This is a genomic window from Streptomyces rubrogriseus (assembly GCF_027947575.1).
GTDB lineage: Bacteria > Actinomycetota > Actinomycetes > Streptomycetales > Streptomycetaceae > Streptomyces > Streptomyces rubrogriseus.
In genome coordinates this window covers 851,567-874,041 of the sequence record NZ_CP116256.1, presented here as the reverse complement: position 1 = coordinate 874,041, position 22,475 = coordinate 851,567, and the positions used below count along the sequence as shown (strand labels likewise).

The window sequence follows — 22,475 nt, the reverse complement described above, 5'->3', positions numbered from 1 at the left end:
CCCCGCCGTGCCCCGCTTCAGCGTCATCGTCCCCTGCTTCAAGGTGCAGGGCTTCCTGCGCGAGTGCCTCGACTCGGTGCTGGACCAGTCCTTCCGGGACATCGAGGTGATCGCCGTCGACGACTGCTCCCCGGACGGTTCGGGGGCGATCCTGGACGAGTACGCGGCCCGCGACGACCGGGTCCGCGTGCTGCACCTGGCGGAGAACGCCGGACTCGGCCGGGCCCGCAACGCCGGGCTGCCGCTCGCCACCGGCGACTACCTCTTCTTCCTCGACAGCGACGACACCCTCACTCCGGGCGCCCTGCGCGCGATGGCCGACCGGCTGGCGGAGACGGACGGCCCGGACGTGCTGGTCTTCGACTACGCGCGCACCTACTGGTGGGGCGGCACCCGGCGCAACGTCCTGGCCCGGGTGCTCGCGGAGGCGGGCGACGGCACGTTCACGGCGGCCGGGCAGCCCGAGATCCTCGACCTGCTGATGGTCGTGTGGAACAAGGTCTACCGCCGCGACTTCGTCGAGCGGGAGGGTTTCACCTTCCCGCCGGGCTACTACGAGGACACGCCCTGGACCTTCCCGGTCATGTTCAGCGCGGAGCGGATCGCCGCGCTGGACCGCATCTGCCTGAACTACCGCCAGCGCCGCCAGGGCAACATCCTGTCCACGACCAGCCGCAAGCACTTCGACGTCCACGCGCAGTACGAGCGGGTCTTCGCCTTCCTGGACGCCCGTCCGGAGCTGGCGGCCAGGTGGCGGCCGTTCCTGCACGCCAAGATGGGCGAGCACTGCCTGGACATCCTGTCCAAGCCGGACCGGCTGCCGCCCTCCGACCGGGCCGAGTTCTTCCACCGCACCGCCGAGATGTTCCGCGCCCACCGGCCCGGGGGCGCGGCGATCCCGGCCGAACTCCGGGTGCTGGAGGGGTCGTACGCCGCCTACCTGGTGCGCCGGCAGTCCGGCAGGGCGGTGCGGGAGCTGGAGCGCCGGACCCGGCCGGCGCGCGCCGCGGCCGCCGGGCGGCTGCGCCGGACGGCGAGCACCGTGCACGTGCGCCGTCCCCTCGACCCGGACCTCGTCGTGTACTCGGCCTTCTCCCACCGGGGCGTGCTCGGCGACCCCGCCGCGATCCACCGCGCGGCCCGTGAACTCGCCCCGCACCTGCGCGGGGTGTGGGTGGTGCGGGACGAGGAGAGCGCGGCGGACCCCGCGCTGCTGCCGCCGGGCACCGAGCACGTGGTCCTGGGCAGTGCCGCCTACCGGCGGGTGACCGAGCGGGCGGCGTTCCTCGTCAACAACGTCAACTGGCCCGGCACGGTGGCCAAGCGGGACGGCAGCGTCCACCTCCACACCCACCAGGGGACGCCGCTCAAGCACATGGGCGTGGACCTGCTGGACCGGCCCGGCGCCCGGCACGGGCTGGACGTGCCGCAGATGCTGCGCCGGGCCGACCGCTGGGACCACAGCCTGGTCGCGAGCCGGTACGCGGAGCGGGTCTGGGAGCGGGCCTACCCCTGCCACTTCGCTTCCGCGCGCACCGGCAGCCCGCGCAACGACGCCCTGGTCAACGCCGGTCCCGAGGACGGGCGGCGGGTCCGCGAGCGGCTCGGTGTCCCCGACGGCCACACCGTCGTGCTGTACGCGCCGACCCGCCGGGAGTACCGGCGCGGCGGGCTCGTCGAGCGCGTCGACGTGGCCCGGCTCGCGGCCGACCTGGGCGAGGGCCACACCCTGCTCGTCCGCCTGCATCCGTCCCTCGCCACCGGTCCGGCGCGCGGCCTGGGCCTCACCGAGCTGCACCGGCGGGGCGTGGTGGTCGACGCGACGGACGAACCGCACGTCGAGGACCTGATGCTCGCCTCGGACCTGCTGATCACCGACTACTCCGCCCTGATGTTCGACTACGCCCTCCTGGACCGCCCGATCCTGATCCACGCCGAGGACTGGGGCCCGTACTCGGCGACCCGCGGCACGTACTTCGACATCACCGAGGAGGCGCCCGGGCACGTCTCCCGCTCCTACCGGGAGCTGGCGTGGCTGCTGGCGTCCGGGGCCTGGCGGGACGAGGAGGCGGCGCGGCTTCGGGCGTCCTTCCGCGCCCGGTACTGCGAGTACGAGGACGGGAGGGCCGCCGAACGGGTGGTGCGGACGCTGCTGCTCGGCGAGCCGATGCCCGCGCCGGAGCCCTCCGGCGTCCCCGGCGCCCGCGCCGTCCCGTCCGGACGCGACCTGCTGCCCTCCACATGAGACCCCGCAGCCGGGTGGACGGCCGGAGCGCCGTCGTCGGGGTGCTGCTCCTGGCCGCCGTGTTCGCCGCGCTCCAGCTGGCGAACGTCACCGGCCGGGACACCCCCGACACCAGGAACTACCTGTCGTACGCCCTGAGTCTGACCGGTGAGAGCAAGCGCGCGGCGGCGACGGCCACCATCGACTACGTGTGCGCGAGCCGGGCGGAGCGGGCCCGCCGGGACCAGAGCGTGCACGTGGTCCGCTTCCACCGCCCCGACCCCACCGGTGAGGTGCTGGCCGAGTGCCGGAAGCAGGAGTGGGCGGTGGTCCGGCCGCGGCTGGCGGCCGGTCAGACCGGCGGGCACACGGTGCCGTACATGTCGGAGCGCTTCACGGCGATCTTCGAGGCGCGGCCGGGCTATCCGGCGTTCCTGATGCCGTTCGTGCTGGCCTTCGGGGTGACGTGGGGCCTGTGGACGGCGGGGGTCGTGATCGCGGGCGCGGGCGGCGTCCTGGTCTTCCTGATCCTGCGGACCCTGTCCGTGCCGGTGCCGCTCGCCCTGGCCGGGCAGGCGCTGTACTACGTGCTGCCGTGCGGGACGACCGCGATGCGGCCGATGACCGAGGGCCTGCTGATGGCGCTGACCCTGGCGGCGGTCTGGGGCTGCGCGCTGGTGCTGCGGGCGGGGCGGAACCGGGCCGGACTGGCGGTGGTCGCCGGTTCGCTGCTCGCCCTGTTCACGGTCAAGCACTCCCAGGCGCTGTTCCTCGGCCTGTGCCTGGCGGCGGCCGGCGGGGTGATCGCCCTGCGGCGGTACCGGCGGCGGGCGCGGCGGCTGCGGGGCCGGGGCGGTCCGGCCTCCCGGGACGTTCTGGCGCTGGCGGCCGTCGGCCTGGCCGGTGCGGTCGCGACCCTGCTGCTGGCCCGGCTGCTGCACTACCCGTCCGAGGCGGACAGCCTCCAGGACCTGCTCACCGATCACTTCAACCGCCCCGACCGGAAGCATCCGTGGCCGGAGTTCTGGCAGTTGCAGGGCAACTTCTGGGTGGAGTGGCTGCGCCGGCAGGCGTGGCAGCCGCTGTTCGTGGCGGCGCTGGCCGCCGGGGCGTGCGGCGCGCTGCGGCGCGGGGGCGCGGTCGGCGGCTTCCTGGTGGCGGCGGCGTGCACCGGGCTCCTCACCCAGGCCGGGCACCCGGACATCAACATCTGGGGCGAGCGGCTGATCGTGCTGGCGTGGCTGCTGCCGGTGGTGGGGGTGCCGCTGCTGCTGGAGCCGGTGGTGCGCGGCGGGCGGGTGCCGCTGCCGGCGCAGGAGCAGCGGGACCGGGCGGGCGCGGTCGGCTGAGCGTCCTGGGCGTCCGCCGCCCGGGTGACTTGGACCGGTGAGCGATTGGCGGGGGTGACCCCACCGGGAACATACGCCAAATGTCCCGAATGCCCCACACCTCCTCTGCTTCGTGAGCGCCGACGTCCTCGTCCGGCGGCCCGTGCGCGGTGCGACGGCACTGCGCGGCGGACGCGCCTGGCGCCCCACCCCCTACCAGGTCGCCGGATTCCTCTTCTTCCTCGTGATGACGCTGGCGTACTGGGCGGTGCCGCTGTGCTGCGACGCGGGCCAGCACGCGGCCGTCGTCGAGCGCCTGAAGGCGGACCTGCTCCACCCGCGTCACCCGATGGCCGACCTGCCGGGCGCGGGCAGCGCGTACTACTCGCCGTACGCGGTGGCCGAGGGCGTGTTCGCCCGGCTGACCGGGCTGGGCGGCTGGGAGGTGGTGCGGCTCGCCGGGCCGCTGAACCTGCTGGTGCTGCTGACCGGCCTGAACCGCTTCGTCCGGGTACTGACCCCGCGCCCGTGGGCGCCGGTGCTGGCGCTGGGGGCGATGACCCTGCTGTGGGGCACGGAGCGGGCCTGGTGGAGCGGCTACCTCGGGCTGATGTCGATGACGGGCAACCTCGGCTACCCGTCGACCTTCGCGATCGGGCTGGCCTTCTGGGCCTGGGCGCTGACCGGGGCGCGGGCGCGGGACGGGCGCCGGGTGCGGTACGTGGGGCCGAGCGGACTGCGCGGCCTGCCCGGATACGGGGCGCTGGGCGTCCTGTACGGCCTGATCCTGCTCGTCCACCCCATCACCTCGGTGGCGGCGGTGCTCGGCGCGGTGGCGCTGGTGGCCGGATGGCAGGACGGGTGGCGCGGGCCGGTCGTGGGGCGGTGGGCGCTGGCCGGCGCCGTGGCGGTGGGGGCGGCGGCGGCCTGGCCGTACTTCGACGTGCTCGCGCTGGCCGGCGACGACAGCGTGGACGCCATGCACCGGGTCCTGTACCTCGACCTGCCCGGGGAGTTCTGGCTGGCCCTGCTCGGCCTGCCGGCCCTGTGGGCGCGCGGACGCCGCTCGCGCCGGGACCCGCTGGTGCTGATGTTCGCGCTGGACTGCGCGGTGGTGGCGTACGGCTGGTTCAGCGGCCACTACACCTACGGCCGGATCCTCGGGCTCACGCTGGTGCCGTTGCAGTTCGCCCTAGCGGTGGAGCTGGCCGCGCCCCGGCCGTGGGGGCGGTGGCGGACGACGCTGGGCCGGACCGCGACGGCCGGTGCGCTGCTGGGGTTCCTCGCGGTGCACGCGGGGGCGGTGGTGCCGCGGGCCCTGGACCCGGTCGGCTTCGAGCAGCCGCCGCAGTGGCCGACGTACACCTGGGCGGCGCGGCACATCGGCCCCGGCGAGGTGGTGATCACCGACGGCTACTACGCCGGGCACGCCATCGCCGGGTACGGGCCGAACCTCGCGGCGCCCGCCTGGCCGGACCCGGCGCTGGACGAGCGGGAGCGCGGGCGGCGGGCGGCCGCCGTCAAGGCGTACCTGGCGCCCGGCTCGACCCGCGCCGAGCGCGCCGCGGTCGTCCGCCGCTACCACGTCCGCTGGCTGCTGCTGACGCGCTGGCACCCGGTGCCCGAGGAGGCGGTGGTGGTGGCGTGGAGCGAGCGGACGGGGGAGGTGCTGGCGCGGGTCGGGTGAGCGCTTGCGGCGCGAGCGCGACTACTCGATGACCGCGACTACTCGATGACGAGGTCGACCGGGATGTTGCCGCGGGTGGCGTTGGAGTAGGGGCAGACCTGGTGGGCCTGCTCGACCAGCTTGCGGCCGGTCTCCTCGTCGAGGCCCTCGGGCAGCTCGACCCGGAGGGTGACGGCGAGCGCGAAGCCCTCGCCCTGCTTGCCGATGCCGACCTCGGCGGTCACCGCGGCGTCGCTGACGTCGACCTTCGCCGCCCGGCCGACCACGCCGAGGGCGCTGCCGAAACAGGCCGCGTACCCGGCCGCGAAGAGCTGCTCGGGGTTGGTGCCCTGCCCGTTGCCGCCCATCTCGACGGGGATGCCGAGGGCGAGGTCGAGCGTGCCGTCGGAGCTGACGGCGCGGCCGTCGCGGCCGTGGGTGGCGGTGGCGGCGGCGGTGTAGAGCGCGTCCATGGGAGAACCGTCCCTTTCAGGAGTTCGGGAGGGGGTCTGTGTGCCTGACAGCCACAAGTAGAGCACGCCATTTGATTGCACGCAACTAGATTGTGTACAACTGAATCGCGGACAACGACGGTCGGTTACCCTGGAGCGCATGACCACGCCCGCGACCGAGCCCGCAACCGACTGGCTCCGCCTGGACCAGCAGATCTGCTTCTCGCTGAGCGCCGCGTCGCGCGCCTTCGGCAGCGTCTACCGCGTGGTCCTCAAGGATCTCGGGCTCACCTACTCCCAGTACCTGGTGCTGCTGGTGCTGTGGGAGCACGGCGAGCTGCCCGTGAAGAGGCTCGGGGAGCACCTTCGCCTCGACTCCGGCACGCTGTCGCCCCTGCTCAAGCGGCTGGAGGCGGCCGGTCTGGTCCGGCGCGAGCGCAGCACGCGCGACGAGCGGTCGGTGGAGGTGCGGCTGACCGGGGAGGGCGCGGCGCTGCGCGGGCGGGCCGTCGAGGTGCCCCGCCGGATCGCCGCGGCGACCGGCCTGGACCTGACCGAGGTCCAGGACCTGCGCGCCCGCCTCGACCGGCTCACGGCGGCGCTGGACGCGTACGGCACCGGTCCGGCACCCGAACCGTCCTGACGGGTGCGGGCGCCCGGCGGGCGCCGCTATGACGGATCATGGCTACCAAGGACCACCGAACGAAGGGGACAGCCGCAATGACCTGGCTGATCACCGGCGGCGCCGGATACATCGGGGCGCACGTCGTACGGGCGATGACCGAAGCGGGCGAGAAGGCCGTGGTCTACGACGACCTGTCCACGGGGATCGCCGAGCGCGTGCCCGACGGTGTGCCCCTGGTGGTGGGCTCGGTCCTGGACGGCGAGCGGGTCGCCCGCGCCCTGGCCGACCACTCCGTCACCGGCGTGGTGCACCTGGCCGCCAAGAAGCAGGTCGGCGAGTCGGTGGACCTGCCGCTGCACTACTACCGGCAGAACGTGGAGGGCCTGCGCGTCCTGCTGGACGCGGTCACCGCAGCCGGGGTGCCGTCCTTCGTCTTCTCCTCCTCCGCCGCGGTGTACGGCATGCCCGACGTCGACCTCGTGACCGAGGAGACGCCCTGCGTGCCGATGTCGCCGTACGGCGAGACCAAGCTGGCCGGCGAGTGGCTGGTCCGGGCCACGGGCAAGGCCACGGGCCTCGCCACGGCCTCCCTGCGGTACTTCAACGTGGCGGGCGCGGCGGGCCCGGACCTGGCCGACACCGGCGTCTACAACCTCGTCCCGATGGTCTTCGAGAAGCTCACGGAGTCCGCGGCCCCCCGGATCTTCGGCGACGACTACGCGACGCCGGACGGCACCTGCGTGCGCGACTACATCCACGTCGTCGACCTGGCCGAGGCCCACGTGGCCGCGGCCCGCGCACTCCAGTCCTCCCCCGGCACCGCCCTCACGCTGAACATCGGCCGCGGCGAGGGCGTCTCCGTCCGCGAGATGATCGACCGCATCAACGCCGTCACCGGCTACGACCGGCCGCCGACGGTCACCCCGCGCCGCCCCGGCGACCCGGCGCGCGTCGTCGCCTCGGCCGACCGCGCCGCCGTCGAGCTGGGCTGGAAGGCCAAGTACGACGTCGAGGACATGATCACGTCTGCGTGGGCGGGCTGGGTACGGCTCCACCCGGAAGCGGCGCGGGACTGACACCCCGGGTCGTCACCGGGTCGTCACCGGGTCGAGGAGACCTGCTCGCGCACCCAGGCCGGGTCGGGATTGGTGTAGGCCCGGCCCGCCACGAGCAGCGTGGGCACGGTCTCGTTGCCGTCGTTGACCTCGCGCACCGCCTCCGCCCCGGCCTCGTCCCGCCAGATGTCGACCCAGTGCAACCGCCGAGCGCTGCGCCCCAGCCGGAGGCGCAGCCGCAGGCAGTAGGTGCAGCCCGGCCGCCAGTACACCACCGGCCGCCCGTCCGCGGCACTGCGCCGCCGTGCCTCCAGCGCCCCGACCGACCTGGGGAACACCAGGGGCGAGGTCAGCCCGGCCAGCAGCACGAACACCACCAACAGCACGGCACCCGTCCCCGGGCGCCCCTGCACGAACGGCCCGGTCGCGGCCCCCGCCCCGGCGATCAGCAGCAGTACCGGGCCCGTCCACACCCGCCTCATCGGGCCCGCCCCGGGGTCTCGCGGTGCCCGGCTTCCCGAGCGGCGTGCTCGACCCGGTCCCGGTACGTCTCCCACCACGCCGCGTCGGCCGCCGGCACACCCGCGTTGTCCTCGCGCATGCCCACGGCACCGTCCGTCAGTTCCCGGACGATGTCGGCATGACCGGCGTGCCGGTGGGTGTCGGCGATCACGCGGGTGACGGCGTGGTGCAGGGTCACCTCGTCCTTCCCCTCGTCCCACCACGGCACCCTGCCGACCGTGTCCAGCGCCAGCGCGTCGATCGTCGCGTCCGCGTGGGCCCACGCCCGGTGGTACAGCTCCACGACGTACGCGCGTGACTCGTCGGCGGTGACCCACATGTCCGCGTTGGGCCCGGCACCGTCGGCGAGCCAGGGCAACGGCTCACCGGACGGCCGCCCGAAGGTGTCGCCGAGATAGCCCAGTTCCACGGTGGCGGCATGCTTCACCAGCCCGAGGAGGTTGGTACCGGTCGGCGTCGCCGGGCGGCGTACGTCGTACTCGGAGAGCCCTTCGAGCTTCCAGAGCAGGGCGTCGCGGGCTGACTGGAGGTAGAGGCGGAGATCGGCCTTGGGATCTGTCGGGGTCATGGCGCCAGTCTCCCGCTCCCGCCCGGGGAACCGGCACGCACCGGGGTGCGGGATCGCTCGCCACGCGCTCGCCACGCGCTAGGCGCCACGCTCGGCGCTCTCGCGCGGATCGTCCGCCAGGATGCCGGCGGCGAGCCGCCGGGCCTGCTCCTGCGGGGGCCGGTCGTGGGTGAGCGGCAGCTCGTACCGGTAGGAGCGGGCCGGCATTCCGGGGGCCGGGGACGCGCTGAACTCGACGTCGACGCCCTCGGGGAGGGCCAGCTCCTCGGGCTCGTCCGGCTCCTCGCGCCGGGGCCAGACGCCCGTGAGGACGCAGCCCCACCGCTCGAATCCGCCGCTGTCCACCAGGATCCGCTCCAGCAGCCGGGCCACGGTGTCCACCGGCTCCTCCCAACCGCGGTCCGCCGCGGCCCGTGCCAACTCGGCCTCGTACTGGGCCGCGTCGAAGTGGACCTCCGCGGGCACGGCGTTGATGTCGCCGGTGTTCTCCCAGGCGTCCCAGATCACCCGGCCGCCCTCCCGGCGCATGGTGACGTACAGGCCGCCGCAGCAGCCGACGGTGCAGGTCGGCTCACTGATCAGCACCCTGCGCGGCACCGCCGTGACCGCGAGCGGCCAACTCTCCACCGGCCCACGCCAGTTCCGGCAACTGGGCGCCATCCCTGCCGGGTGGACCTCGCCCAGAACGTCCACCCCGTCGATCAGCGGCCGCACCTCGGCCCAGGGGTCGGCAGTCCAGTCCTGCGGGATCCGGTGCTCCAGCGTCAACGTGCTGGTCCTCGGCCGGTCGCTCACAGCCATGCCTCCCACTGGATCAGCGGCGTCACAGGGCGATGAGCCCTGCCGACGTTTCCCTGAAGCCGCATGCGTCGAGGTAGAACGGGCGCAGGTCGTCCTCGAAGTCGACGTGCAGCCATTCGCACGCCGCCGCCCGGGCCTGGTCGGCGGCGACCGCGACCAGTTGGGCGCCGACTCCGCGTGACCGGCAGTGCCGGGCGACCACCGTGTCCAGGAGGAAGGCGTGTGCTCCGCCGTCCCAGGCGACGTTGACGAAGCCGACCAGCGAGCCGTTCTCCCAGGCGCAGACCCAGCCGAGGCTGTGCCGCTCCAGCTGTGCCCGCCAGTCGGTCCCGTCGGGCGGGTGGCCGAAGCCGTCGGCGTGCAGCGCGCCGAGGAGCACGTTGTCGACGTCTCCCCGCCACCGGTAGGTGATCGTCACGGTCCGATCGTATGCCGGCTCGGATGCCGACGGGTCCGGGCCGGGCGGGCCCTCGGCTCGGGGAGAAACCGGATTCGCGCGCCCTCCGGCCCGGTCATGACGCACACTGCCGACATGGACCAGGAAGCCGGCACCTACGACCTGTTGCTCATCGGCGGCGGCTCCGGCGTCGGCAAGAGCACCGTCGGCTGGGAGGTGTCCGCGCTGCTGCGGGCGGCCGGGACCGCGCACTGCCTGATCGAGGGGGACGGCATGGACCAGATCCATCCCGCACCCGACGGCGACCCGCACCGCACGGCGATCACCGAGCGGAACATCGCCGCGGTGTGGGCGAACTACGCGGCGCTCGGTCAGCGCCGGCTGCTCTACACCAACACCGTGAGCATCCTCGAGGCGCCGATGATCGGTCGGGCCATGGGCGGGGACGAGGTCAGGGTCACCTGCGTCCTGCTGACCGCCGACGAGGCCACCGTGCGGCAGCGGCTCGCCGTGCGGGAGACCGGATCGCAGCTCGGCGTCCACGTCGAGCGGAGTCTGCGCATGGCGCGGCGGCTGGCCGAGGAGGCCCCCGTGGGCACGGTGCGGGTACCCACGGACGGCCGGGCGGTGCCGGACATCGCGGCGCAGGTCGTCCGGCTCGCCGGCTGGTGAGGGGGCCGAACCGGCCCTCGATCCGCTCGGCGCCGACCGGTCAGAGCGCCTTGAGCCCCTCCGCCGTGGCCCGGGCCAGCGATCCCAGGTAGCCCTTGGGCGGCTTGGGCCCGCGGACGACCACCGAGCGCCAGTACAGCGGGCCCGAGATCAGGTCGAGGGCCAGGTCGGTGTCGAGGCCGGGGGCCAGCTCGCCGCGTTCGGCCGCCGCCGCGAGGATCTTGCTGGCGACGCCGTCCTGGCCCTCCCGCAGGGTCTTCTGCAGCGCCTGGGCGATGTCGGCGTTGCGGGCCGCCTCCGCCTGGAGGTCGGGGATGATCTGCGAGGCCACCGGGTGGCGCAGGGCACGGGACGTCACCTCGTACAGCAGCCGCAGGTCCCCCTCCAGGGAGCCGGTGTCCGGCGCGGGCAGGCCCTGCACGGCGAGCGCGGAGACGATGTCGAGCACCAGGTGCAGCTTGGAGCGCCAGCGCCGGTAGACGGCAGTCTTGCCGACCCCCGCGCGGCGCGCGATGCCCTCGATGGACATGCGGGCGTAGCCGACCGCCGCCAGCTCCTCGAAGACCGCCGCGCGAATGGCCTCGGTCACGTCCTCGCGGAGCACCGCCGCCCCGGCGGGGGCCCGGCGGCGCGGGCGCGGCGTCGGCTCGTCGGCGGCGGCGTTGGTCGTCATGCGGGTCAAGCATAGGGCGTAACGACGAAACGGTTGCGTTCCGGCGTTGCCACGGCCTACGCTCACGTCACGACGATACGGTGCCGTCCCGACGTAAATGAACACACACGGTCACCCAGGTGAACGACGGGCGTCGCCCTCTCGCCCCCTCCCCCGAGCGAAAGCACCGGATGTGAGCCAGGTCCTCGACCCCCCTCCCCCGACCCGGGCATCGGCCCAGGCCACCCCCCTCACCACCGAATCCGGCGCCGCCGCCGGGACCGACCTCGCGGCGCTCGCCGCCCGGCACGGACTGACGGTCAGCGGCGCCCGCCCCTCCCTGCCCCGGTACGTCCGCGACCTGTGGGCGCGCCGGCACTTCATCGGCGCCTTCTCCACCGCCAAGCTCACCGCCCAGTACAGCCAGGCCAAGCTGGGCCAGCTCTGGCAGGTGATGACGCCGCTGCTCAACGCGGCGGTGTACTACTTCATCTTCGGCCTGCTGATGGACACCAAGCGCGGCGTGGAGGACTTCGTCCCGTTCCTGGTCACCGGCGTGTTCGTGTGGACGTTCACGCAGAGCTCGATCATGGCGGGCACCCGCGCCATCTCCGGCAACCTCGGCCTCGTGCGCGCCCTGCACTTCCCCCGCGCCGCGCTGCCGGTGTCGTTCTGCCTCCAGCAGCTCCAGCAGCTGCTGTTCTCGATGGCCGCGCTCCTCGTGATCCTGCTGGCCTTCGGCGTGCCGCCCGCCCCGTCCTGGGTGCTCGCCCTCCCGGCGCTGGTGCTGCAGTTCCTCTTCAACGCGGGCGTGGCGATGGTCATGGCCCGGGTGGGCTCGAAGATCCCCGACATGGCCCAGCTGATGCCGTTCCTGCTGCGCACCTGGATGTACGCCTCGGGCGTCATGTTCAGCATCGAGCACATGACCGGCCCGGACAGCGGCCTGCCGTCCTGGGTCGGCACCGCCCTCCAGCTCAACCCCGCCGTCGTCTACATCGACCTGATGCGCTTCGCCCTGATCGACACCTTCGGCGGCAGCCAGCTGCCGCCCCACGTGTGGGCGCTCGCGGTGGGCTGGGCCCTGGTCGCCGGGATCGGCGGCTTCATCTACTTCTGGAAGGCCGAGGAGACCTACGGTCGTGGCTGACAACAACAGCACTGCCGCCGAGCAGGCGGGCGAGCGCGTGCCCACCGTCGTCGTCGACGGCGTCGACATCGTCTACCGGGTCAACGGCACCGGCGCCGGACGCGGCACCGCGACCGCCGCCCTCAACCGCATCCTGCGCCGCAAGAAGACCGAGAAGGCCGCGGGCGTGCGCCGGGTGCACGCCGTGAAGAAGGTGTCCTTCGTGGCGTACCGGGGCGAGGCCATCGGCCTGATCGGCACCAACGGTTCGGGCAAGTCGACGCTGCTCAAGGCGGTCGCGGGCCTGCTTCCCGTGGAGAACGGCCGCATCTACACCGACGGGCAGCCCTCCCTGCTCGGCGTCAACGCCGCGCTGATGAACGACCTCACCGGCGAGCGCAACGTGTACCTCGGCGGTCTGGCGATGGGCATGTCCCGCGCCCAGGTCAGGGAGCGGTACCAGGAGATCGTCGACTTCTCCGGGATCAACGAGAAGGGCGACTTCATCACCCTGCCGATGCGCACCTACTCCTCCGGCATGGCGGCCCGCCTGCGGTTCTCCATCGCCGCCGCCAAGGATCACGACGTCCTCCTCGTCGACGAGGCCCTGGCCACCGGCGACCGCTCCTTCCAGAAGCGGTCCGAGCAACGCATCCGGGAGCTGCGCAAGCACGCCGGCACGGTGTTCCTGGTCAGTCACAGCAACAAGTCCATCCGCGACACCTGCGACCGGGTGCTGTGGCTGGAGCGCGGTGAACTGCGGATGGACGGGCCGACCGAGGAGGTCCTCAAGGAGTACGAGAAGTTCACCGCGGGCCCGGGCCCGGCGGCGAAACCCAAGCCGCAGGCCAAGGCCGCACCCGCACCCGCACCGAAGACGCCGAAGACGCCGACAGCCGCGTGAGCGCACCGTCCAGCCGTCGCCCGTGAGGCGTACTCACAATTAACCCTTTTGCCCGATTGATGTCACGATGACCGAATAGCAGTCGACCACAGGAGTGCTCCGGGAGCGAAGAAGGCGAAGGAGTCCCCGCGATGTCCGTCACCGCGATGTCCGAGACGGCCCCCGACCTCAGCGTCATCGTCCACGGCCGCAACGTCCAGGACCACCTGCCCGCCCTCCTCGGCTCCCTGGACGCCCATCCCCTCACCGGCGTCGAGGTGATCGTCGCCGCCGTCGGGGACTGGGCGCGGGAGGTCGCCGAGCGGCACGCCCCCGCCTTCACCGTGCTGCCCCTGCCGGACGGAGCCGGTGACGCCGCGGCCCGTTCGGCGGGGGCGGCCCGGGCGCGGGGCCGGTGGCTGCACTTCGTGCACGCCAAGGACGGGCTGCCCGTCGGCGCCCCGCCCGCCGTCGCCGAGCGCGCCGGTGCCCTCCCCGACGCCGTGGAGGTCCTGCTCCTGGACCACGTCCGCAGCTCCTGGCGGGCCTCGGGTCTGCCCTCCCCCGACGGACCCCGCCTCGCCCGCGCGGGCCGCGCCGGGGAGGGCCTCGCCCTCGACGACCGCGCGGGGCTGCTCCGCCTCACCCCGCTGCTCGGCAACCGCGCCGTGCGCGCCGGCTTCTGGCGGGCCCACGAACGGCTCCTGACCACCGAGGACGAGCCCTTCGCCGCGTACGCCGCGCTGCTGCTCGCCGACCGCGTCGCCTGCCTGCCCCACCCGGCCTACGAGGACCGCAGGCTGCGACCCGAGAGCCTCCCCCCGCCCACAGCGGCGCAGCGGTACGCACTGGTCGACCGCTACGAGGCGCTCCTGGGCCTCACCGCCGACCGGCCCGCCGTCCACGGCGTCCTGTACGACCTGATGATCCGCGACTGCCTGCACACCTTCGCCCGCGCCGGAATGCCGGACGACGTGGCGCGGGAGTTCTTCCACCGGGCGTCGGTGACCGCCCGTCGCCACCGCCCCGAGGGCCTGCGGCGCCCGGCCGGGCTGGAGGGGGTACGCCGGTCGCTGCTCGAGGAGGGCGCCTACGGCAGGTACCGCGCCCTCCAGACCGCCAGCCACGCCCGCCGCGGGGTGCGCTCCGCCGCGCGCACCGGCAGACGCCGGGCTGGCACCCGGCTGCGCACCGTCCAGTACCGGGCCGCCCTGGCCCGCCCCCTCGACCCGCACCTCGCCGTCTTCTCGGCGTACTGGAACCGCGGGGTGGCCTGCAACCCGGCCGCGATCGCCGCCAAGCTCGCCGAACTCGCCCCGGGCGTCCACCCGGTGTGGGTGGTCACGGCGCAGGGCGCGGCCCTGCTGCCGCCCGGCACCGACCACGTGGTGCCCGGCACCCGCCGCTACTGGGAGGTGCTGGCCCGCGCCAAGTACCTGGTCAACAACGTCAACTTCCCGGACGCGGTGGTCAAACGCCCCGGCAGCGTCCACCTCCAGACCCACCACGGGACCCCGCTCAAACGCATGGGCGTGGACCAGCTGCCGTACCCGGCCGCCGCCCACGGCCTGGACTTCCAGGCGCTGCTCGAGCGCGTCGACAAGTGGGACTTCAGCGTCTCCGCCAACAGCCACTCCACCCGCATGTGGCAGCGGGCCTACCCGTCCCGCCACCTCTCCCTCGACCACGGCTACCCGCGCAACGACGTGTACTACACCGCCGGACCCGCCGAGGTCCGCGCGGCCCGTGAGCGCCTCGGCATCGCACCCGGCCGCCGCGCGGTCCTCTACGCGCCCACCCACCGCGACTACGAGGCCGGCTGGACCCCGCGCCTGGACCTCGCGGCCCTCGCCGACCGGCTCGGTGAAGAAACGGTTCTGCTGGTGCGCGCGCACTACTTCTACGACAGCGCCGCCGCCCCCTCGGCCCCGCTCGCGGGCCTGCGCCGCACCGGCCGCCTCGTCGACGTCTCCTCCTACGAACCCGTCGAGGAGCTGTGCCTGGCCGCCGACGCACTGGTCACCGACTACTCGTCGATCATGTTCGACTACGCCAACCTCGACCGCCCGATCGTCATCCACGCCGACGACTGGGAGACCTACCGCACCACCCGCGGCGTCTACTTCGACCTGATGGCCGAGGCCCCCGGACCGGTCGCCCGCACCCAGGCGGAGCTGACCGAGATCCTCACCTCCGACGCCTGGCACGACGAGCGCGCGACGAAGGCCCGGACCGCCTTCCGGCGCCGGTTCTGCGAGTACGACGACGGCCGCGCCGCCGAACGCGTCGTGCGCCGGGTCTTCCTCGGCGAGGACGAGCGGACGCTGCCCCCGGTCCTGCCGGTCGAGGACCGCACCCCGGCCCCGAGCCCCGAGGAGGCGACCTCGTCATGAGGACAGCCACGAGCACGAGCCCGGCCGCGGGCACGCTCCTCCCTTCGGAGATCCCGGACGTCACCGTCACGGTCATCGTCTACAACGACGCCCAGCGCCTGCCCCGCGCGGTCGCGTCCGCGCTGCGCCAGACCCACGCGAACATCGAGGTCGTCATCAGCGACGACCACTCGACCGACGCGACCGAGGAGGTGGCCCGCGAACTGGCCGCCCACGATCCGCGGGTCGTCTACCTCCGGCTGCCGGAGAACAGCGGCGGGTGCAGCGCCCCCCGTAACCGCGCCCTGGAGATCGCGCGGGCGCCGTACCTGATGTTCCTGGACAGCGACGACGAACTCCCCGAACGCGCCGTCGAGGTCCTGCTCGCCGCCCACCGCGAACGCGACCTGGACTTCGCCATGGGCGCCGTGCACCGCATCCGCGTGGACGGCGGACGCCGCACGACCTGGATGCCGCACCTGGTCGCCGAACGCCGCACCCTGGACGGCATCGAGGCCGACCCGCGCCTGTTCTTCGAGCACCTCTCCACCAGCAAGATGTACGCCCGTGCCTTCCTCGACCGGCACGGCCTGCGCTTCCCCGAGGGCATCCACTACGAGGACCAGCTCTTCTCGGCCCAGGCGTACTGCCTGGCCAAGACGTTCACCGTCGTGCCCGAGCCGGTCTACCGCTGGTACATCGCCCCGTACGCGGCCGCCGACTCCGCCTCCATCTCCAACCAGCGGCACAAGCTCACCAACGTCCGCGACCGCGTCCACGTGCAGCGCCTCATCGACGCGTTCCTGGCCGAGAGCGGGCACGAGGCGCTGCGCGAGGACAAGGACTTCAAGTTCCTCAAGCACGACTTCCGGATGTACGCCGGTGACCTCCCCTACCGGGACGACACCTGGCTGGCCTCCTTCGCGGACCTGATGAACCCCTACCTCGACACGCTCGCCGAGGGGGCCTGCGCCCGGCTGCCCCGCGCCGAACGGGTCGTCCTGCGGCTGCTGCGCGACCGGCGCCTGTCCGACCTGCGCACGGCGGCCCGCGGCCTCGGCCACGACGTGGCACCGCGCCGGGTGACGCCGGACGAGGAGAGCGGCCGCGTGTACTGGGGCGAGGAGGTCCCGGCCTCCCCCGAGTCCCGGCGCGAGCTGGACCTGACCGACCTGGAACTGGACACCCGTCCGTTCTTCACCGCCCTGCTCCGGCACGAGATCACGGAGATCACGCGTGGCCCCGGTGCCTCGGTCGACCTCACCGTCCGCACCTACGACCCGGCCCTGCGCCTCCCCGTCGGCCCCCAGCGCGCGGTGCTCCACCTCTCCCCCGGCCGCAGGCGCCTCACGGTGCCCTTCCGCCTCTCGCCCGTCCGCCCCGGGCTCTTCGAGGGCCGCGTCCGCCTGGACCTGGCGGCGGCCCGTCTCCCCCCGCACGGCTTCGCGGGCACCCGCCATCCCGTGCTCCGCCTGCGCCATCGCGGCCGCACCCACACGGGCATCCTCCTGGCGCCACTGGCCTTCCCGCCCCTCACGGCCCGCGTCCCCTACCGCACCGGCATCACCCCGCACCGCGTCACCCTCCGCCCGGAGGGCCACAACCCGGGCCGCCTCCAGATCACCTGGCAGCCGGTGGGCACGACGGCCAGGATCCTCCGCCCTGCCGCGCGCCGCCTCTCCACCCCGAGAACCCGAAGAGCAGCTCGCCTGGTGTCCAACGTCCTCCGTTGACCCGGCCCCGTACCTGCGGGCAGTCGTAGCCGCCCTAACTGCGGGCAGTCGTGCCGCTGGGGCGGCACGGGTGGGCGCAGCGGCACCCCGTAAGCGCCGGGCTGCGCCCCCACCCCGCGTCCACGCCCACCCCGGGCGCGACGGAAAGGCGCCCCGGACCGAACCCGGCCCAGGGCGCCTCTCACAGCAACGACGAAAACGCCGCCCCGCCTACGAATGCGTGCGCAGCAACGTCCGCATCGTCCGCATGGCCACCGAAAGGTTGGACAGATCAAACGCGTCCGACCCCCGGATCTCCTCCAGCGTGGTCCGCGCCCGCCCGAGAATCGCCGCGTTCTTCTCCTCCCACGCCTTGAACCGCTGCTCCGGCGTCGACGACCCGTTGCCCACCGCCAGGACGTCCGCGGTCAGCGCCGCGTGCGCCGCGTACAGGTCCTCGCGGATCGCCGCACGGGCCATGGACTGCCAGCGGTCGTCCCGCGGCAGGTCACTGATCCGGTCCATCAGCTGGGTGACGCCCAGCCGGTCGGCGAGGTCGTAGTACACCTCCGCGACGTCCAGCGGCTCCTTGCCCATGCGGTCGGCCACCGACACGATGTCCAGCGCCGCGAAGACCGAGGAGAACCCGGCCACCCGCGTCGCCGGCTCGTCCGGGACTCCGGCGCCGGTCAGCTCGTCGTAGATGTGCTGGTACCACTCCGCGTCCGCACCGCGCAGCAGCTTCGGCAGCTGCGACCACACCTGCTCGACCCGCTCGGCGAAGAAGTCCACCGTCTCGGCCAGCTCCAGCGGCTGCGGCCGGTTGTTGAGCAGCCAGCGCGTGCCGCGCTCGACCAGGCGGCGCGAGTGCAGCCGGATCCGGGTCTGGACGGCGGCGTCGACCTTGGTGTCCAGCTCCTCCACCGCGTCCCAGACCGGGGAGGAGCGGAAGATCGCCCGCGCCACGGTCTGCGCCCGCACGATCTCCTCGAGCGACGCGCCGGTCTCCTCGCGCATCCGGTGCAGATACGTCGTACCGCCCGTGTTGACCGTGTCGTTGACCAGGACGGTCGTCGTGATCTCGCGGCGCAGCGGGTGGCCGTCGACCTGCTCGGCGAACTGCTCGCGCAGCGCCGTCGGGAAGTAGGCGTGCAGCAGACCCTTGAGGTACGGGTCGTCCGGCAGCGAGGTGTGCAGCAGCTCCTCGGCGACCGTGATCTTCGTGTACGCCAGCAGCACGGCCGTCTCCGGGCCGGTCAGACCGTGTCCGCTGCTCAGCCGCTCGCGGATCTGGCGGTCGGTGGGCAGGAACTCCAGCGCCCGGTTGAGGTGGCCCTCCCTGACCAGGTGCCGCATGAAGCGCTGCTGGGCGTGGAGCATGTCCTTGGACTGCGCGAGCGCGTTGGCGATCGCCGTGTTCTGCGCGTAGTTGTTGCGCAGGACCAGCGCGCCGACCTCGTCGGTCATCTGGGCGAGCAGCTTGTTGCGCTGCTTGACGGTCATGTCGCCGTCCTTGACGAGACCGTTGAGCAGGATCTTGATGTTCACCTCGTGGTCGGAGGTGTCCACGCCCGCGCTGTTGTCGATGGCGTCGGTGTTGATCCGGCCGCCCTGGAGCGCGAACTCGATCCGGCCCAGCTGGGTCAGGCCCAGGTTGCCGCCCTCGCCGACGACCTGGACGCGCAGGTCCTTGCCGTCGACGCGGATGGCGTCGTTGCCCTTGTCGCCGACGTCCGCGTTGGACTCGGTGGACGCCTTGACGTACGTGCCGATGCCGCCGTTCCACAGCAGGTCCACCGGGGAGCTGAGGATCGCCTTCATCAGCTCGGCCGGGGTCATCTTGGTGACGCCCGCCTCGATGCCGAGGGCCTCCCGGACGTGCGCGTTGACCGGGATGGACTTGGCCGTGCGCGGGAAGATCCCGCCGCCCGCCGAGAGCAGCTCGGTGTTGTAGTCCTCCCAGGACGAGCGGGGCAGCTCGAACAGCCGGCGGCGCTCGGCGTAGGAGGTGGCCGCGTCCGGCGTCGGGTCGATGAAGATGTGCCGGTGGTCGAAGGCGGCGACCAGGCGGATGTGCTCGCTGAGCAGCATGCCGTTGCCGAAGACGTCACCGGACATGTCGCCGATGCCGACGACCGTGAAGTCCTGGGTCTGGGTGTCCACGCCCAGCTCCCGGAAGTGCCGCTTGACGGACTCCCAGGCGCCGCGGGCGGTGATGCCCATGCCCTTGTGGTCGTAGCCCGCGCTGCCGCCGGAGGCGAAGGCGTCGCCCAGCCAGAAGTTGTAGGACTCGGCGACCTCGTTGGCGATGTCGGAGAACTTCGCGGTGCCCTTGTCGGCGGCGACCACGAGGTAGGTGTCGTCCTCGTCGTGCCGGACGACGTCGGCGGGGTGCACGACCTCGCCGGCCACCATGTTGTCGGTGATGTCGAGCAGCGCCGAGATGAACGTCTTGTAGCTGGCGATGCCCTCCGCCATCCACGCGTCGCGGTCGACGCCCGGGTCGGGCAGCTGCTTGGCGACGAAGCCGCCCTTGGCGCCGACCGGCACGATGACGGTGTTCTTCACCATCTGCGCCTTGACCAGGCCGAGGATCTCGGTGCGGAAGTCCTCGCGGCGGTCCGACCAGCGCAGACCACCGCGGGCGACCTTGCCGAAGCGCAGGTGCACGCCCTCGACGCGCGGCGAGTACACCCAGATCTCGAACGCCGGGCGCGGCGCGGGCAGGTCGGGGATGGCCTGCGGGTCGAACTTCATGGAGACGTAGTCGTGCGGCTTGCCGCCCGCCGCCTCCTGGAAGAAGTTCGTCCGCAGCGTCGCCTTGATGACGGTGAGGAAGGACCGCAGGATCCGGTCCTCGTCGAGGCTGGCGACCTGGTCGAGGGCCGCATCGACCTCTTCGAGCAGGGCGTCGACGATCTCCCGCCCGGCGCGCTGCCGCTCCGGCGCCATCCGCGCCTCGAACAGGTTGATGAGCAGGCGCGTGGTGTGGACGTTGTTGCGGAGGGTGTCCTCCATGTAGTCCTGGCTGAACGTCGAACCGGCCTGCCGCAGGTACTTGGCGTACGCCCGCAGCACCATCGCCTCGCGCCAGGTCAGTCCGGCGCTGAGCACGAGGGCGTTGAAGCCGTCGTTCTCCGCCTTGCCGGTCCAGGTGGCGGCGAAGGCGTCCTGGACGCGCTCGCGGGCGTCGTCGCCGAGGTAGTCGGCGCCGCCGGACGGGGCCTTGGGCATCCGCAGGCCGAAGTCGTAGATCCAGGCCGTGGTGCGGTCCGCGCAGCGCAGCTCGTAGGGGCGCTCGTCGGTGACCTCGACGCCGAGCCGGCTGAGCACCGGCAGCACGGCGGACAGGGAGACCGAGCCGCCCTTCTGGTAGATCTTGAAGCGCCGCTCCTCGGGCGCGGCGCCGACCGGCTCGTACAGGCTCAGCGCGAAGGTCTTCTCCTCGTCGAGCTGCTCCAGGTGGCCGAGGTCGGCGACGGCGGAGCGCGGGCCGTGGTCGGCCTTGTAGCCCTCGGGGAAGGCTGACCCGTAGTGGCGCAGCAGCTCCGCGGCGCGTTCCTCGCCGAACTCGGCGGTCAGCGCCTCGCCGAACCCATCGGCCCAGGAGCGGGCGGCCTCGACGAGCCGGGCCTCGACGCGCTCCTTGTCGGAGTCCGACAGGTGCGGCAGCTCGGTGCCCTGCGGGACCCGGACCACGAAGTGCAGCCGGGACAGGATCGACTCGGTGTTCCAGGCCGTGAAGTCGACGCTGGTGCCGCCGAGCTCCTCCTTGAGGATGTCGATGATCCGCAGCCGGACACCGGTGGTGTAGCGGTCGCGGGGGAGGTAGACGAGGGCCGAGTAGTAGCGGCCGTACTCGTCCTGGCGCAGGTAGAGGCGCAGGCGGCGCCGCTCCTGGAGGTAGAGCACGGAGGTGACGATCGGCTCCAGCTCCTCGACGGAGGTCTGGAACATCTCGTCGCGCGGGTACGTCTCCAGGATCTGCAGCAGGTCCCGTCCGTCATGGCTGTTGGGCGAGAAGCCGGCCCGCTCCAGCACCTCCTCCACCTTGCGCCGCACCACCGGCACCCGGCGGACGGACTCGGTGTAGGCGGCGGAGGAGAAGAGTCCGAGGAAGCGCCGCTCGCCGACGACGTTGCCGTTCTCGTCGAACTTCTTGACCCCGACGTAGTCGAGGTACGACGGCCGGTGCACGGTGGCCCGGCTGTTCGCCTTGGTCAGCACCAGCAGCCGGTGCTCGCGGGCCTTGGCCCGGGCGTCGGCGGGCAGCCGCTCGAAGGACGGGCTGACGGGGTGGCTCTCGTCGGCCGCGTGGTGCGGGTCGGAGCGCAGGATGCCGAGGCCGGTACCGGCGACGGCGGCGAGGGAGTCGTCCTCGCGCAGCTGGTACTCGCGGTAGCCGAGGAAGGTGAAGTGGTCGTCGGCCAGCCAGCGCAGCAGTTCGCGGGCCTCCTCCAGCTCGCGCGCGGGGAGGTCCTCGGGGGTGGCCTCGGTCGACAGCTGGTCCGCGATGCGGACGGCCGCGTCCCGCATCTTGCCCCAGTCCTCGACGGTCTCGCGGACGTCGTTCAGGACGCGCAGCAGGTCGGCGGTGATCTGCTTCAGGTCGCCGCGGTCGGTCTCGCGGTCGATCTCGACGTGGATCCAGGACTCGACGTGCGCGTCGTGCGGCAGGTCGGCGGCGGGCGGGCCGGCGAGCACCTCGACGAGCTTGCCGGCGATGTCGCGCCGCACCACGATCTGCGGGTGGACGACGACGTGGATGCCGCGGCCCTGGCGGGTCAGCTCGTTGGTCACGGAGTCGACGAGGAAGGGCATGTCGTCGGTGACCACCTCGACGACGGAGTGGCTGCACGTCCAGCCGTTCTCCTCGACCGTCGGGGTGTGCACCCGGACGTTCGCCGTGCCCTGCGGGCGGTTCTCGGCCAGCCGGTAGTGCGAGACGGCGGCCCCGAAGATGTCGACCGGGTCGCGGTCGGCGAGGTCCTCCGGGGCGGTGTGCCGGTAGTAGCGCTGGAGGAACGCGAACACGGATGCGTAGTCCGGGGCGCCGTCCGGGCCGTCCGGGGTGCCCGGAGTTCCCTCGCCCGTCGTCCCGGTCGGTAGGTGCCCCCCGACCGGGCTGTTCTCAGCTACCCGCGCAGCCCTTTCGAGCAGCTCGGCCTTGGCTTCGTCCAGCTTGGTCTGCATTGTCCTCTGACTCCTGTCGCGCGCCGTTGCGTGACGTAGAAGGAAGTACGGTCTCCTGCCTTCCGGCATGACGTCGGGACACGGGGTGTCCGGTCTGCTCCGACGCTATGCCGCAAGGTGAGAGGAGCGGGGGCATATCAGCCAATGTCGCCGCTTCCACCGGGTGTGACTTCGCTCTCGCCGTCACCGTCCGGGGAGTGCGCGGCGCCGTACCGGGGGTCTTC

Annotated in this window: 17 protein-coding genes; 10 read left to right on the top strand and 7 right to left on the bottom strand. The window is 73.0% G+C overall.

Annotated features, from left to right (window positions below; genetic code table 11):
* Positions 1-7 precede the first annotated feature (7 nt).
* The 3 genes from Sru02f_RS03755 to Sru02f_RS03745 all read left to right on the top strand — a co-directional run bounded on the left by Sru02f_RS03755 (position 8) and on the right by Sru02f_RS03745 (position 5,239).
* Complete coding sequence (locus Sru02f_RS03755; RefSeq protein WP_109032628.1) at positions 8-2,245, top strand: bifunctional glycosyltransferase/CDP-glycerol:glycerophosphate glycerophosphotransferase; 2,238 nt, start codon at positions 8-10, stop codon at positions 2,243-2,245.
* Positions 2,242-3,573, top strand: a complete 1,332-nt coding sequence (locus tag Sru02f_RS03750) for a hypothetical protein (RefSeq protein WP_109032627.1) — start codon at positions 2,242-2,244, stop codon at positions 3,571-3,573. The genes Sru02f_RS03755 and Sru02f_RS03750 overlap by 4 nt, the downstream gene beginning before the upstream one ends.
* Positions 3,574-3,685: 112 nt before the next feature.
* Complete coding sequence (locus Sru02f_RS03745) at positions 3,686-5,239, top strand: hypothetical protein (protein WP_109032626.1); 1,554 nt, start codon at positions 3,686-3,688, stop codon at positions 5,237-5,239.
* Between the two features lie 38 nt (positions 5,240-5,277).
* Here Sru02f_RS03745 and Sru02f_RS03740 read toward each other — a convergent pair whose 3' ends face one another.
* Complete coding sequence (locus Sru02f_RS03740; protein WP_003975825.1) at positions 5,278-5,691, bottom strand: organic hydroperoxide resistance protein; 414 nt, start codon at positions 5,689-5,691, stop codon at positions 5,278-5,280.
* Positions 5,692-5,830: 139 nt separating this feature from the next.
* Here Sru02f_RS03740 and Sru02f_RS03735 point away from each other — a divergent pair, with 139 nt between their 5' ends.
* Both Sru02f_RS03735 and galE read left to right on the top strand, forming a co-directional pair.
* Positions 5,831-6,313 carry a MarR family winged helix-turn-helix transcriptional regulator gene (locus Sru02f_RS03735; RefSeq protein ID WP_109032625.1) on the top strand — a complete coding sequence of 161 codons (483 nt, stop codon included), beginning with the start codon at positions 5,831-5,833 and terminating at the stop codon, positions 6,311-6,313.
* Between the two features lie 77 nt (positions 6,314-6,390).
* On the top strand, positions 6,391-7,371 hold the full coding sequence (gene galE, locus Sru02f_RS03730; RefSeq protein ID WP_109032624.1) for a UDP-glucose 4-epimerase GalE: 981 nt from the start codon (positions 6,391-6,393) through the stop codon (positions 7,369-7,371).
* A gap of 23 nt (positions 7,372-7,394) precedes the next feature.
* Here galE and Sru02f_RS03725 read toward each other — a convergent pair whose 3' ends face one another.
* The 4 genes from Sru02f_RS03725 to Sru02f_RS03710 all read right to left on the bottom strand — a co-directional run bounded on the left by Sru02f_RS03725 (position 7,395) and on the right by Sru02f_RS03710 (position 9,659).
* Complete coding sequence (locus Sru02f_RS03725) at positions 7,395-7,832, bottom strand: glutaredoxin domain-containing protein (protein ID WP_109032623.1); 438 nt, start codon at positions 7,830-7,832, stop codon at positions 7,395-7,397.
* Positions 7,829-8,440 (bottom strand): DinB family protein, encoded by a 612-nt coding sequence (locus Sru02f_RS03720; RefSeq protein ID WP_109032622.1) that lies wholly within the window; start codon positions 8,438-8,440, stop codon positions 7,829-7,831. Before Sru02f_RS03720 ends, Sru02f_RS03725 begins: the two co-directional genes overlap by 4 nt.
* A gap of 78 nt (positions 8,441-8,518) precedes the next feature.
* Positions 8,519-9,241 (bottom strand): hypothetical protein, encoded by a 723-nt coding sequence (locus tag Sru02f_RS03715; RefSeq protein ID WP_109032621.1) that lies wholly within the window; start codon positions 9,239-9,241, stop codon positions 8,519-8,521.
* Positions 9,242-9,263: 22 nt separating this feature from the next.
* Positions 9,264-9,659, bottom strand: a complete 396-nt coding sequence (locus Sru02f_RS03710; RefSeq protein ID WP_109032620.1) for a GNAT family N-acetyltransferase — start codon at positions 9,657-9,659, stop codon at positions 9,264-9,266.
* A gap of 114 nt (positions 9,660-9,773) precedes the next feature.
* Here Sru02f_RS03710 and Sru02f_RS03705 point away from each other — a divergent pair, with 114 nt between their 5' ends.
* Positions 9,774-10,310: a nucleoside/nucleotide kinase family protein gene (locus Sru02f_RS03705; protein WP_164272276.1), complete on the top strand. Its 537-nt coding sequence runs from the start codon at positions 9,774-9,776 to the stop codon at positions 10,308-10,310.
* Positions 10,311-10,350: 40 nt separating this feature from the next.
* Here Sru02f_RS03705 and Sru02f_RS03700 read toward each other — a convergent pair whose 3' ends face one another.
* The gene (locus Sru02f_RS03700) at positions 10,351-10,983 is read right to left on the bottom strand and encodes a TetR/AcrR family transcriptional regulator (protein ID WP_109032618.1); all 633 of its coding nucleotides are present in this window, start codon (positions 10,981-10,983) and stop codon (positions 10,351-10,353) included.
* A 172-nt stretch (positions 10,984-11,155) separates the two neighbouring features.
* Between Sru02f_RS03700 and Sru02f_RS03695 the strand changes: the two genes are divergently transcribed.
* The 4 genes from Sru02f_RS03695 (at position 11,156) to Sru02f_RS03680 (ending at position 17,079) form a co-directional block, all read left to right on the top strand.
* Positions 11,156-12,112: an ABC transporter permease gene (locus tag Sru02f_RS03695; protein WP_109032617.1), complete on the top strand. Its 957-nt coding sequence runs from the start codon at positions 11,156-11,158 to the stop codon at positions 12,110-12,112.
* A complete protein-coding gene (locus Sru02f_RS03690; protein ID WP_167469615.1) occupies positions 12,105-12,995 on the top strand; it encodes an ABC transporter ATP-binding protein in 891 nt (296 codons plus the stop codon). The genes Sru02f_RS03695 and Sru02f_RS03690 overlap by 8 nt, the downstream gene beginning before the upstream one ends.
* Before the next feature lie 131 nt (positions 12,996-13,126).
* The gene (locus Sru02f_RS03685; RefSeq protein WP_109032616.1) at positions 13,127-15,367 is read left to right on the top strand and encodes a CDP-glycerol glycerophosphotransferase family protein; all 2,241 of its coding nucleotides are present in this window, start codon (positions 13,127-13,129) and stop codon (positions 15,365-15,367) included.
* A complete protein-coding gene (locus tag Sru02f_RS03680) occupies positions 15,364-17,079 on the top strand; it encodes a glycosyltransferase family 2 protein (protein ID WP_109032615.1) in 1,716 nt (571 codons plus the stop codon). The genes Sru02f_RS03685 and Sru02f_RS03680 overlap by 4 nt, the downstream gene beginning before the upstream one ends.
* A 210-nt stretch (positions 17,080-17,289) precedes the next feature.
* Here the strand turns inward: Sru02f_RS03680 and Sru02f_RS03675 are convergent, their stop codons facing one another.
* Positions 17,290-22,251, bottom strand: a complete 4,962-nt coding sequence (locus Sru02f_RS03675; RefSeq protein WP_109032614.1) for an NAD-glutamate dehydrogenase — start codon at positions 22,249-22,251, stop codon at positions 17,290-17,292.
* Between the last annotated feature and the right edge of the window lie 224 nt (positions 22,252-22,475).